We start from the raw sequence: 12,158 nt of genomic DNA, 5'->3' as shown, positions 1-12,158 counted from the left end.
TTATATAGGTAATCCTGGTTACTAAAATTAATTATTTTTTTTCTAATGCTTCCTTTCCTAATTCTATAAGGCCTTTACCATCTACATATCCTATTTGCCTCAGCACAAGCTTGCCATTAGGATCGAAAAACAGTAATGAAGGATAAGAGTTTACTTTCCAGTCCTTTGCCAGTTCAATACCTTCTCCTTTTTCCATATCAATTGTATAATTGATGAAATTTCTGTTAAAATAGCCGGCTGCCATCTTATCTTTGAAAGTCTTTGATTTTAATAGCTTACACGGACCACACCAGCTTGTGTAAGCATCTACAAAAATGGTTTTACCACTTTTCTTTGCTTCGGCACTGACTTCTTTCCAGCTGATGTTTCTGAAATTGATTTCTTCCGGAGAAATGTTGGCTTTGGCTGTTTTTTGTTGAGCCGTATAAAAGTTTACCGTGAATAAGAAGGCCAGAAGGCTGTAGAGTAATTGATATTTTTTATGGGTAATCATGTCTATAAATCGTTTATAAGGTGATGGGCTGCTGATCTTAATAGTTCGGGATTAAGCCGCTGTTTAAAGTCGGGATTTATATATTCAAAATGAATAGTTCCTTTTCTGTCTAAAATAAACACGGATGGCACGGGAAGTAGCAGTTCGGTATTCTTTCCACCTGTCGTTTTCGGAAGCATTTCCCAATATCCTTTCGGTGCCTTAAAAGCAATCCCGAACTGTTTGGAAAGCTTCAGGTCTGCATCTGATAATAGGGTATAGCTTAATTTTTCCTTAGTGGCAGACTGCATAAGTCCTTCAGGCTGGTCCGTACTGATCGCGATGATCTGATATCCGGTTTTTTCAAGATCGGGTGCAATTTCCTGTAATCCTGAAAGCTGCTTGGAGCAATAAGGGCACCAGCCTCCTCTGTAAAATATCAGGACAGTCGGTTTTTGGAATACTGCAGCATTGAGATCGAAACGCTTTCCGTTTGCGTCCGGTAAAGTGGCTACAGGAATTTTTTCTCCATTAAGTAGGGGACTGATATCTTCAGGTTTTTGAGGAATGGTGTAAGCGGGTGATTGCATTTCACTTTCCGTCATTTCCATGTGATTCTGTTGTTTCTGTGCATGGAATGATGAAGGGATAAGAAAGAACAATGAGCCTAATGTTCCTGATATGATCGTACGCTGTATTAAATTTTTCACGTTGGATTATTTTTTTTAATTGGGAAAATTGGACACCTTTAAGTGTCCAATTTTTATTGATTTTTATTTCTTCTAAGAGCTCAATCTATTGCAGGGTTACCTTAATGATATTGGAAATCGATGGTAAGGTTGTAAATGCATTCGGATTAGGTACTTCCTGTATTGGTTTACTTTCCGTAAGCGGAGTACCTGCCAGGTTGAATTGCGTTATACCTGCACCCGGAAACTGGTTGAGGGCTGTTCCATTATCATACAGAGCTATTGAAGCTGAAATATCACCTTTTTGCGTAGCATCCACACCACTTCCTTTGGTCGCAAAGAACCAGTCATTAGAGAAGCCGTACATGGTAGCGACTGCAATTTTATCGCCTGGTGATACATTCAGCTGCTGGGAAACTTTCCCGCCTGCTTGTCCACCTATTTTAGGCAATAATACGGTTGAACCAGCTGCTGCTAAAACATAGACTTGTTTAACGCCGGGCACATTTTTCAGATATCCTGCCAAAATACTTGCATCTCCTTTTTGTGCCAGTTCTTTTAATCCCTGTCCTCTGTCATTTTCTCCGTTTTTGTAGATCGGATTGTCTATACCATTGTAAACGACTACAAGAATAGGGGAAAGAGGAGTGAAAATTCCGGTTTGTCCCTTGATGTAATTTCCGAGATCAGTAGGATCACCGGCTTCTGCGATTTTGGTTAGCCCGTTAACGGATGGCATTCCTTTTTTATAAAGGGGCTCCGGATTCAGAAGATTCCCTCCTGCAATGTAAGAGATGGCCCAGACGCCGGGACTGAATGGAGTAGGATTGGTGGTATTTCCGGATGTATTGGCAATTGTTACCGTGAACGTTGAGTTTCCATCGTAATGTAAGGATACTTTCATTAAAGAAGAAGCCGGTGCATAGGTGTGTCCCTGGGCATCTGTTCCTGCTACTTCCGTGATGTTTTTAGCGGTCGTCTCTGCCGTTCCCGGATGCATTAGGGTTGCTCCCGGTGTCTGGTTGATTCTTGTTCCGTTATCCCATAATTTGATCTGGGCCGAAACATCCCCTTCTACAGGAGTGCCGTTATCCTGATATAATTTGATTCCTGGATTTTCCGGTGCAAAAAAAAGGTCGTTGGACCAGCCGTACATCGTAGCAAAGCTTAAAGCTTGTCCTTTAGCAGCAGAAAACTGGAAAGAGATAGATTCTCCGGGCATAATAACCGGTGAGGCTCCATTGTTTTTAAACGTTCCGGATTCCACCAAGGGTCTTGAGTCCAGAATATTTTCAACTGTGATCGTTGATGGCATTCCATTTTCCATAGGGCTGTCATCATTGTCATTGCACGAAAGCAGGACCAAAGGTATTGCAGCTAATGTCAGCCAACTGGATTTTAATTTATTCATTTTCATTTGCTTAAGTATTTTAAATTACAAAGCAAAGATATTGGGACATCCGTTCAGAAGTGGTACCTGCATTTCCCGCGGTGTTGACGATATTTCCCGAAGTGTATTTGGTGTCGGTTATTATACATGGAGAACAGGAGGTAAAAAATACAGATGTGTAATTAAGAATCTTCATCCTGAATACCGGTTAATAAATCCTGAAGAAAGAAATTAAATGGATTTTACTATTAAAATTGAAATTTTTTAAATGTTTTCAAAGAACTTTATAATTCTAAAACAGTATCAAAAGGCTTATAGGAAGGGCTTTTTATGCAATGTATTCTGCTTTTAATTTCACCTTTAGGAGAATTCCCTCATTTTTAAAAATCAGTTTTTTCCCTGAACGATGACTTCTTTTAGTTTATGAAATTTGTATCAGACAAAAGAGAGAAAGTAACGAAGTACTTACCATTTCAATCGCAATATAAAACAAAAGACTGAATGGAGATGAGAGAAATCTTATAGAATGTCAAAAAAAACTAAAACTAAAATAACCATTTAAACGAAAAATATGGCAGATACAGTAAACAACCAGACTACAGATGCAGTTACGCAGACGAATGTTACCGTGCTTGGTGAGTCTCCGGCACAGGCCATGAGTATGCTTTATCAGATGGCCACACACGCCAGCGGGATTTCTATCCAGAACTCGGTATCCAATCAGCAGAACCTGAATCAATTAAACCCTGCGATTGTTGCGGATGCCATAAAGATTTTAAAAGGATAACCTAAAACCTTACAACCATGGCTGAGAATGATAAAGATGCAACAAAAAAAGCTGCAAAAGCTGATCCTACCACTCCGGAGGAGAAAGCAGTAGTGTTTGTGAACACAGAAGTTTTATCGCCGCCACCTACCGACCCGATGTTAGGCGCTGCGAAAATAATGATTGATCAGTCGACCGGGATGATGGTGCAGGATTTACAGTCATTTTTAAAAGGATTTGAACAGGTGGGTCTGGTAGCTTTGAGTAAACTGGCTTTCAATTATTTAACATATGGAAATTACTATCCCGGCGGGAAAAAAAAGAATCCAAAGGAAGAAGATGATGAAGATATGGAAGTGCCGGAATATGATCCGGCAGGAGGAAACGGAAATGCAATGATGAAGGACCTTTTTAAAATAGTAAGTGATTATGCAGAAGCTAAGACAAAGCTCTCCGGGACCATTTACAACAGCAACATTACTCCTTTTTCAAACGGAAACACAGACCTTCCCCCTTTGGCAGATGTAACCGTGGAAAGTGAGGATCCCGAAAAAAAAAACGAGTAACGCTGCCGGCAGCGGAAGAAACCCCGATACCGGAAGATCCTATGAAAAAGAACTTTACCGTGGCTGACGAGCAGGGAGGGGGAGTTGTGCTGAAATCTATAAAATTAACGGAGCCATTAGTAAAACCGGAAATCAAAGAAGCGGTAGTTCCTGTTGAACAACACATCAGTGAACACACCAAAAAAACTATACTAACAAAACTAATCGAAAAACTTAAAAAAATAAGAGATGAATTATTCAATTGAACCAAAACCAGCGAAGGTTTTAAACCTGCGTACCCTCAGGGAGCTGAATGAAAGCCTTTATCTTACCAGAACGGATGACAATGCCTATTTCAGCGTAAAGAAGCCGGAAAATAACAGCGATCGTGATATATTCGGTCTGCAAACCTCCAATGTCACCATTCAGCCTACGGTAAGGCCGGTCATTAGTATGAAAGGCAAAAGAACCAACAACTATCAGTCGTTTGTTATCGAACCTAAAGACAAAGCGACCGGAATTGTAGTGGTGATGATCAAACTGGAAGAAAATCAGACTTTTTTCTGTAATATAAGGATCCTTCCTCTGAGCACCCTGGCAGATATTACCGAACCGGAAGTAGATTCCAGGCTTCTTACCATTAATCTTGAAAAATCGAAATGTGTTCTCAAGACCGATATTACGATCACCGCATCCAATACAGGTGAAGCCCTTTATTCAGTGCATGATGTAGATGTGAACGCAATTGCTAACCTGGTGACTCCGGAGGAAATTATAGAATTAAAAAGGGAGCTGGAATTCCAGGGATCCAAACTGATGGCTCATTATTTCCAGGAAATCCTTGATATTATCCTTAATGAAGCTGTTCCCGTGCATGGCAAGCCGCCGGTAATTCCGGACGACTATATCCTGAGCCTTCCCAACGACCAGATCAAGGAAATGATGACAGCGTGTGCGATCACGGGATGTATTGCCCTGGAAATTATCGGAGCCAATGTGATTCTGGACCTTAACAGGGACTGGACGACTGCAGGCGCTTTTCTCGGCTATTTGCTGTAGGAGATCATTCCTGCGCGGCTGTCTCTTTTCACTCACCATCAAAAAATAATACCTATGCGAAGAAGAATCAATCACAGGTCTTCCAAACCTGCGCGTATCCCTGATCCTGCCCCGGTTCCGATAGAAACTGAACCTGTAGAAATCATCGAATCTATACAGACCATTGAGCCGGAAATTGTGGAAGAAGACTTAATGCCTTTCGTGATCACGAACGAGGATGAGATCATTAATTACATCAAGGAGAAAGCAACCAAGGAAACGTTGAAATCTTTAGCTCCTTTGCTGGAAAAGCTTGAGGAAGCGGTTAAACAGCAGCAGGCTTATCAGGCTGCAGCGCCGGCCACAGGAAATCCGGTTGCGATGACCTATGAAGAACAGCTGAAAAAACTTCAGGAGGCTTCCACAGGAAAATTAAAAGAGAAAGAACTGAAGATCGCCGAAAGGATGACCAAGCTGCAGGCAAGATTTGCCAATATCCGTAAATAATCAAATAACCAAAAATTAATAGTTATGATACACAATCAAAATGAAATCAATTTGGAAGTTGTAGGAATGGCTCCCACTGTACCTACGGCGATATCTATGCAGGTGAATGCGCACTCTACAGGATTGATGTACGAGCAATCTGTATCGCACCAACAAAGGGATGCCCTGATCGGTTTAAGCAATTCAGTTATGGGAATTAAAAAAATCGGCTCCCGGAAATTAAAAAAAGAGCTGCTGAATTTCAGAAAAGGACGTTTTAATTTCTGATCAGTCTGAATACTCAGATTACGGATGCGGTTTTCTTCCCTGCAGAAATAAAAGCTGGTGACCTCAACATATATATTAGTCAAAATTTTTCATCCTCCCACCCGCTTTTAGAATGTTGCCGATGCCCCCAAAGAGCAAATATCATGTGGAAATGCAATCTCTCGCTCAAAATGTAAACACTGTACAACAGCCTGCAGGAGAAGAATGGTTTCTTTCATATAGAGGTAAGAACCAAAGAAGGGACCGCATCCTTTTTTTAAAATAACAATGTATATATACTATCTGCCCCGTCCGCAAGATCCGCGGAAAAAAATAAAAGTAATATAAAAAACACATCAGGTCGTGATAGTTAGTACCCACGTGTTTATCAAACCAACACAGAATTTTAATTTCTGCCGGTTTCGCGGATAATGCAGATAAGATTCATCACAAATGGTGATTGTAAAGCTCTTGTTGATTCAGCAGGTATAGCAGATAATCAAAAGATCTGCTCCATCTGTCTGATCGGTGAGATAGGAAAAAAAAGATCGCAAAGATCAAAAGAAACAGAAAACTAGTTTAACAATCAAATAATTATTAACCGGGATTTAAATCTCAAAAAAAACAAATTACAATTATGGCAACAACAGTTAATTCACAAATCACAGATGCGGTTACTCAATCGAATGTAAAAGTAGTAGGAGAAGCTCCTGCAATGGCTTTGGGTAATGTTTATCAGACTGCGGCTCACTCTACGGGAATCATGTTTGAAAATGCGGTGAACACGCAAAACCAACAGAATATTTTAGGACAGGCAGCAACTACTCAGGGAGTAATGCAGATCTATAGCCTGGATACCGTAGCAGATGCGATCTCTATTGCAAGAATGTTGAATCCTAATTCTTAATAACCTGTTTCTGCTTTAGTAGAAAAATGATAACCATAACCGGAATATCAGGTTAAAGAAAACTCTAATCAACAACAATCATTATGGCAACAGTAGTTAATGAACAAATTACGGATGCCGTTACCCAGGCGAATGTGAAAGTAGTGGCGGAATCTCCGGCTATGGCTTTGGGTAATGTGTATCAGACTGCCGCTCACTCGACGGGAATTATGTTTGAAAATGCGGTGAATACGCAAAATCAGCAAAATATTTTAGGACAGGCGGCTAATACGCAGGGCGTAATGAGGATCTATAGTATAGATACCATTGCAGATGCTCTTTCTATTGCAAAGATGCTGAATCCGGCATAAAAGCTCCCACGCGTAAAAGTAAAATATAACCTTGTAACAACCGGATCATCCGGTTGTTATTCAAAATCAAATTAAAAATTAATAATATGGCAACAGTAGTTAACGAACAAATCACGGACGCGGTAACGCAAACGAACGTAAAAGTAGTGGCAGAAGCTCCGGCAATCGCTTTAGGGAATGTATACCAGACAGCGGCGCATTCAACAGGAATCATGTTTGAGAATGCAGTAAATAATCAAAATCAGCAAAATATTTTAGGACAGGCGGCCACTACACAAGGTGTAATGCAGATCTATAGCCTGGATACCGTAGCGGACGCAATCTCTATTGCAAGAATGCTTAACCCGAACTCTTAAAAATCAATAACCATGATCGGATCGACTGATCATTTTTAAAACTCTAATCAACATCAATCATTATGGCAACAGTAGTTAATGAACAAATTACAGACGCAGTAACCCAGTCCAACGTAAAGGTAGTAGCAGAAGCTCCGGCAATCGCTTTAGGAAATGTATATCAAACGGCGGCGCATTCAACCGGGATCATGTTCGAAAATGCGGTAAATAACCAAAACCAGCAAAATATTTTAGGACAGGCTGCAACAACACAAGGGGTGATGCAGATCTACAGCATGGATACCGTAGCAGATGCAATTTCTATTGCTCAAATGCTTAACGCAGGATCTTAATACCTCATTTCTGCAATAGCGGGAAACACAATACAACCACGACTGGAGAGTCCGGCCGTATAAAATCTAATAACAATTATCATTATGGCAACAGTAGTTAATGAACAAATCACAGATGCTGTAACGCAGTCCAACGTAAAAGTAGTGGCAGAAGCTCCGGCTATCGCTTTAGGGAATGTGTATCAGACAGCAGCGCACTCTACCGGGATCATGTTTGAAAATGCAGTAAATACGCAAAATCAACAGAACATCCTAGGTCAGGCAGCGACTACACAAGGCGTGATGCAGATCTATAGCGTGGATACCGTAGCGGATGCTATTTCCATCGCTAAGATGCTGAATCCATCTTAATCAGAGCGTGTTTTTAGAATTATATTGTTCAGGGAGAATGCTTTATTGATTCTCCCTGATTTTTTTAATAGGATAAAATCTTAATAACCTAAAATAAAATTAATATGGGATTTTTAAAAGATGGAGTGGTGCTGGTAACAAGAGCTATGCGCGTCCGTTGGGATAATGCAACACCGGTGTACAGACACATCTTGCGTTTGCCGCAATTTGCCCCTCAACTTCGTTTTGTTGATCAGATTGTATCACCCGCAGGAAGAATAGGATCACCGTTCATAGAACCTTTCCGTATTCTGGGGAGAGCCCTGAGCTGGAAGATCTGTTACGACGAGCATAAATTTAAATTTAAAATACTGGCAGGACCTACTGATTACGATTTGAATGCACGTTTGCTTTTTGAACATTCAAAGAATTTTGTAGGGCAAACAGTACCCGGTGCGATGAGAGGGGAAGGAGGGGTATTCATGGGAAGAAGAGGTCAGAACGTAGTCACAACGGCTATGTTCGGCGGACAGGTAAGAATGACTCATGATGATGAAAACATGACGATGAGAAATTATGCTGAGCCGGGACACGTTTTCAGTGAAGGGTATTTGGATCTGGCATTTGTAGATGAGAATGACGGGAATACATATGTTATCCTTGAAGGAGGTGGATACAATAATTTTTCTACGATAAATCAAGGTTTTGGAAGCTGGGTATTTCCGAATATGGGAAGAGCCAATATAGAAGCATACAGAGAATACCGTAACCTTCCCCGTATAAAGCATACGGTTGAAGAAATCAGGAATTAGTGCTCCTGCAATATAATTTCAGGGCAAATTTCAAAAATGATCTTTCAAAACAGATAATACTGAAAAAGAATACAAATTGTATAACCGGTAAAAATAACCCTCACAAATTTGTATTCTCTTCAGTATCAATCATCACTCATCAATTATCACTCATCAACTCTCAACTCTCAACCACCGTTTTCCAGCTATTTATCCAGCAGTACGATCTCGTGAGCATTCACAAAATTATTCTGTACCGCATAGATCACCAGCCCGGCCATATTCTTCACACTGGTTTTGATCATCAGGTTGGTTTTGTGGGTCTCCACTGTTTTGGGAGAGATGAATAAATGATCTGCAATTTCTTTGGTGCTGAGCTGCTGGCAAACCAATCGCAATACATCAATTTCCCTTTCCGTAAGATCGTCTTTAGAGTAGGCATGAAACTCCGGAAGCTTATTGGACAGCTGTCCGCGCATCACATCCACCTGTTCATCGGAAAAATAATGGCCATGATGATGCACTGCATCAATCACCTTTAAAAGCTCATCAAGCTCAATTTCCTTGGATAAAAAAGCATGGGCTCCCATTTTCAGCATTTGTCCCATAAATGACCGGCGGTAAAAGCTGGAAAGGACAATGATTTTTACCTCCGCCTCCTTTTGTGGCAGGGCGGACATGACTTCAATACCGTCCCCGTTAGCCATTCTGAGGTCCAGCAAAAGGACGTCCGGCAGATCAAGGTTCGTTTCATTCAGAAAATGATGACCACTTGTTGAGGTCATTACCACTTCATAACGATCATCCTGATCGATGTAGTTTTTTAAAAGTTGTACAAACAACAGGTCATCATCTACGATACCAATTTTAATTTTTAAGTTTTTCATTTTTTCATTTTTATTTAGGCAAATGAGCAAATAGGCGAGTTTGCTTTTTCCTCTTTCAGTCATTTCGCCCCTTTGCTTTTCCGCCATTTTACAATTTTACGATTTCACGTTTCCGCTTTTTAGCCCTTCAGCAATTCTGCCTTTTCACAGTTTTCCACTTTCAATTTTCCACTTTTCCTCACTCTCTCACCCGCCATCTCCAAAACCCCCAAACCCTCAAACCCTCAAACCCCCAAACTCTCAAACCCTCCAACCTTAGAACTCTCATCACTCTATCATCATACACGCTATAAACTTTGTCCCTTTTTCCGGTTTCGACTTCAGCTTATACGCTGCGCTGATCTTTTGTGCCCTGGACTGGATATTTCTGAGGCCGATCCCGTTGTAATTGTTTTCCTGGCGGAATCCGTTTCCGTTGTCCTCTATGGTCAGCATCAGGTATTCCAGGGATATCCTTAGTGATACATCAATCCTGGTGGCATTGGCATGTTTTAAAGTATTGGTGACCAGCTCCTGGACGATCCTGAACATATTTAATTTTACCGGACTGCTGATCGATGCATCGGTAACCCTGTGACGGTAATCGATCTCTATGGTTTTACTGATCTGGTCCAGGTAATCGGCGATCAGATCCGTTAACGTAATCTCCCCCAGATCCGGAGGCGTCAGGTTGTGGGATAATTCCCGGATCAGCTGCATCGACTGTTTCAGATCCAGGTTCAGTTCATCCCTGTTTTTATGATTGATGTTCAGGCGGATCAGGTTCAGGTTGGAGATTATGTTATCATGAAGTTCTTCCGCAAGACGTTCCCGGTCCTTTTCCTGGATGTGCAGGGTGTTTTCCCAGCATTCCGTCTGGGTGTTGCGGACGAGCTGCATTACTTTCTGCCTGCTTTTTCTGATGCTTTTCAGGTAGTTCACCACCAATACGGTGATCAGTATTGTTGTTAAAAGGAATAAACCAATGCCAATCCATATCCATTCAACTACCAGGCCCGGATTTTCCCACTGCAACATCCCAGATTAATAAGAGCAAGATAAAAACACCATAACAGGATCCCTCTGAAAAGCCAGATCGGAGCCACCCATTCCAGGTGATTGCTGATCAGGAAATCAAAAGTCGTGGAGATCAGGCATTCAACAGAAAAAAAAAGAAAAACAGAGATGTTGAAGATCAACACGCTTTTTTCTACCCTCCCTCTTTTCAATACCTTCACAAAATACGCTGCCGCAAAACTACAGATGATAATACTGCTGATGATGTTGGAATAAAAGGTAGCTGGTGTATGGTCCCGGACATTCACGATATTGATGACCAGGAATACCGCAGCATAGAGGTAGATCATCCACCTGAGCGGTTGGGGAAGCTTGATACAGTATTTGCTGTAGATCTCGGTGAGCATTATAAGGCCAAAAGACTGGCTCAATGCATAGTTGTAGGTGTTCAGTGTGTTTAATTTCAGCAGGCGGTCCACGAGGTCCGTCAGTTCCAGGGCCAGTTCACCCAGCAGGAATAGCAGGATCGCTTCCTTGGAGGTTATCCCCCTTCTTACCAATAGGATCAGCCCGGTGAATAGGGTGAGGTTGATCAGTACCTGTAAACAGAGGGATAGGTCATTATAAGAAAGCACCGCTTTTTTTCAAAAGTTGGTAATTGTCAACAGGGTCAGCAGCAGTAAACGGAGGTCGCGGAGTAGAGTAGTTCTCTGCGGTTTTACTCATTTCGCTGATCGTAAGGTCTCTTACGGTAATGATCTCAACATGATAGGCGAAGACAGAGGCATTCTCAGGATCATCCGTAAGTCCGAAGAAACAGGTGCCGGATTGATCACCATCCAGTCCCAGGCGGTCAAAATCTGCAAACGGGATTGCTACTATCTGGACGAAGTCCTGAACTTTCTGGGCCTTCAGCCATGTCGTACAATACATATTCCATCTGAAATTGCGGTTGATCGCTGATTCCGAAGTGATCGGCGGATCAATTTCCAGGTTGGTGGTGTTTTGTACGGTGACATTGGGGGAATCGCGGGTGAACTCCCTGATGACAATATCAGTGAAATCTGAGGTCTTATCGCTTTCGGAATCGATCAGGAAGAACTTAAGCCGGTCCTCATCAATACCCAGGTACGCATGGACCTTTGGGTCTTCTGAATTTCCAAGATTAATTTTCCATTGGTCGATCTCCTTTCCGGAAACCGAAAAGTGGGTGCCTTGATTGAGATAGCCCAGGATTTCCGCCTCGCTTCCGTCAATTCCGCTCTTGTAAGCGTCAATTAAAGTTTTCCATTTTTTAATGGATTGGTAAATACTTTCAGTTGTCATGGTATTAGTTATTTGTAAATAATAATAAATTATTTTTGAAATTTACAAAAAAAATGGTTTTTAAATCACGCGGGTAAGAAATAGGAGAAATTGTGTTGCCGGATTGTGAATTACCGGTCGAATGAGGTAGCTTTGAGAACGGTGTTGTGTTGATTAATGTATTGATATATAATTGTTTGTAAATATTGAGAATTCCGGCTGTAATGTGAATTATTTTTGTTTTTTTAATT

20 protein-coding genes are annotated in these 12,158 nt (G+C 41.3%); 13 read left to right on the top strand and 7 right to left on the bottom strand.

Features of this window, described 5'->3' with window-relative positions; all coding sequences use genetic code 11:
- Positions 1-31 precede the first annotated feature (31 nt).
- The 3 genes from ACNFU2_RS07945 to ACNFU2_RS07935 all read right to left on the bottom strand — a co-directional run bounded on the left by ACNFU2_RS07945 (position 32) and on the right by ACNFU2_RS07935 (position 2,572).
- A complete protein-coding gene (locus tag ACNFU2_RS07945) occupies positions 32-493 on the bottom strand; it encodes a thioredoxin family protein (RefSeq protein ID WP_418124581.1) in 462 nt (153 codons plus the stop codon).
- Between the two features lie 2 nt (positions 494-495).
- The gene (locus ACNFU2_RS07940; protein WP_418124580.1) at positions 496-1,182 is read right to left on the bottom strand and encodes a peroxiredoxin-like family protein; all 687 of its coding nucleotides are present in this window, start codon (positions 1,180-1,182) and stop codon (positions 496-498) included.
- Between the two features lie 85 nt (positions 1,183-1,267).
- Positions 1,268-2,572 (bottom strand): spondin domain-containing protein, encoded by a 1,305-nt coding sequence (locus ACNFU2_RS07935; RefSeq protein WP_418124578.1) that lies wholly within the window; start codon positions 2,570-2,572, stop codon positions 1,268-1,270.
- Positions 2,573-2,612: 40 nt separating this feature from the next.
- Here ACNFU2_RS07935 and ACNFU2_RS07930 point away from each other — a divergent pair, with 40 nt between their 5' ends.
- The 13 genes from ACNFU2_RS07930 to ACNFU2_RS07870 all read left to right on the top strand — a co-directional run bounded on the left by ACNFU2_RS07930 (position 2,613) and on the right by ACNFU2_RS07870 (position 8,740).
- Entirely contained in the window at positions 2,613-2,786 is a 174-nt protein-coding gene (locus ACNFU2_RS07930; RefSeq protein WP_418124577.1) for a hypothetical protein, read from the top strand.
- 336 nt (positions 2,787-3,122) lie between these two features.
- Positions 3,123-3,338 (top strand): RebB family R body protein, encoded by a 216-nt coding sequence (locus ACNFU2_RS07925; RefSeq protein WP_034684366.1) that lies wholly within the window; start codon positions 3,123-3,125, stop codon positions 3,336-3,338.
- Positions 3,339-3,355: 17 nt separating this feature from the next.
- Complete coding sequence (locus ACNFU2_RS07920; protein WP_418124574.1) at positions 3,356-3,883, top strand: hypothetical protein; 528 nt, start codon at positions 3,356-3,358, stop codon at positions 3,881-3,883.
- A gap of 41 nt (positions 3,884-3,924) precedes the next feature.
- Positions 3,925-4,128, top strand: a complete 204-nt coding sequence (locus tag ACNFU2_RS07915) for a hypothetical protein (RefSeq protein WP_172279393.1) — start codon at positions 3,925-3,927, stop codon at positions 4,126-4,128.
- Positions 4,112-4,921 carry a hypothetical protein gene (locus ACNFU2_RS07910; RefSeq protein WP_273648573.1) on the top strand — a complete coding sequence of 270 codons (810 nt, stop codon included), beginning with the start codon at positions 4,112-4,114 and terminating at the stop codon, positions 4,919-4,921. The genes ACNFU2_RS07915 and ACNFU2_RS07910 overlap by 17 nt, the downstream gene beginning before the upstream one ends.
- A 54-nt stretch (positions 4,922-4,975) precedes the next feature.
- Positions 4,976-5,407: a hypothetical protein gene (locus tag ACNFU2_RS07905; RefSeq protein ID WP_418124572.1), complete on the top strand. Its 432-nt coding sequence runs from the start codon at positions 4,976-4,978 to the stop codon at positions 5,405-5,407.
- 24 nt (positions 5,408-5,431) lie between these two features.
- Positions 5,432-5,674: a RebB family R body protein gene (locus ACNFU2_RS07900; protein WP_172279387.1), complete on the top strand. Its 243-nt coding sequence runs from the start codon at positions 5,432-5,434 to the stop codon at positions 5,672-5,674.
- Positions 5,675-6,290: 616 nt separating this feature from the next.
- Positions 6,291-6,560 carry a RebB family R body protein gene (locus tag ACNFU2_RS07895; protein WP_034684380.1) on the top strand — a complete coding sequence of 90 codons (270 nt, stop codon included), beginning with the start codon at positions 6,291-6,293 and terminating at the stop codon, positions 6,558-6,560.
- Positions 6,561-6,643: 83 nt separating this feature from the next.
- Positions 6,644-6,910 carry a RebB family R body protein gene (locus ACNFU2_RS07890; RefSeq protein WP_172279385.1) on the top strand — a complete coding sequence of 89 codons (267 nt, stop codon included), beginning with the start codon at positions 6,644-6,646 and terminating at the stop codon, positions 6,908-6,910.
- 86 nt (positions 6,911-6,996) lie between these two features.
- Positions 6,997-7,266 (top strand): RebB family R body protein, encoded by a 270-nt coding sequence (locus ACNFU2_RS07885; RefSeq protein WP_172279382.1) that lies wholly within the window; start codon positions 6,997-6,999, stop codon positions 7,264-7,266.
- A 62-nt stretch (positions 7,267-7,328) separates the two neighbouring features.
- Entirely contained in the window at positions 7,329-7,598 is a 270-nt protein-coding gene (locus tag ACNFU2_RS07880; RefSeq protein ID WP_089027138.1) for a RebB family R body protein, read from the top strand.
- 84 nt (positions 7,599-7,682) lie between these two features.
- The gene (locus ACNFU2_RS07875; protein WP_034684388.1) at positions 7,683-7,949 is read left to right on the top strand and encodes a RebB family R body protein; all 267 of its coding nucleotides are present in this window, start codon (positions 7,683-7,685) and stop codon (positions 7,947-7,949) included.
- A gap of 104 nt (positions 7,950-8,053) precedes the next feature.
- Complete coding sequence (locus tag ACNFU2_RS07870) at positions 8,054-8,740, top strand: hypothetical protein (RefSeq protein ID WP_418124568.1); 687 nt, start codon at positions 8,054-8,056, stop codon at positions 8,738-8,740.
- Positions 8,741-8,925: 185 nt separating this feature from the next.
- On the opposite strand, the gene ACNFU2_RS07865 is transcribed toward ACNFU2_RS07870, so the two are convergent.
- The 4 genes from ACNFU2_RS07865 to ACNFU2_RS07850 form a co-directional block, all read right to left on the bottom strand.
- On the bottom strand, positions 8,926-9,606 hold the full coding sequence (locus ACNFU2_RS07865; protein WP_418124566.1) for a response regulator: 681 nt from the start codon (positions 9,604-9,606) through the stop codon (positions 8,926-8,928).
- A gap of 267 nt (positions 9,607-9,873) precedes the next feature.
- The gene (locus ACNFU2_RS07860; RefSeq protein WP_418124564.1) at positions 9,874-10,623 is read right to left on the bottom strand and encodes a sensor histidine kinase; all 750 of its coding nucleotides are present in this window, start codon (positions 10,621-10,623) and stop codon (positions 9,874-9,876) included.
- Entirely contained in the window at positions 10,593-11,237 is a 645-nt protein-coding gene (locus tag ACNFU2_RS07855) for a hypothetical protein (RefSeq protein ID WP_418124563.1), read from the bottom strand. Before ACNFU2_RS07855 ends, ACNFU2_RS07860 begins: the two co-directional genes overlap by 31 nt.
- Complete coding sequence (locus ACNFU2_RS07850) at positions 11,224-11,928, bottom strand: hypothetical protein (RefSeq protein WP_418124561.1); 705 nt, start codon at positions 11,926-11,928, stop codon at positions 11,224-11,226. Before ACNFU2_RS07850 ends, ACNFU2_RS07855 begins: the two co-directional genes overlap by 14 nt.
- Between the last annotated feature and the right edge of the window lie 230 nt (positions 11,929-12,158).

Origin of the sequence: Chryseobacterium sp. PTM-20240506, assembly GCF_048296755.1 — a bacterium.
In the GTDB taxonomy this organism is placed as follows: Bacteria; Bacteroidota; Bacteroidia; order Flavobacteriales; family Weeksellaceae; genus Chryseobacterium; species Chryseobacterium proteolyticum.
The sequence above is the reverse complement of the archived record's forward strand: the minus strand, read 5'-3'. Positions and strand labels throughout refer to the sequence as shown.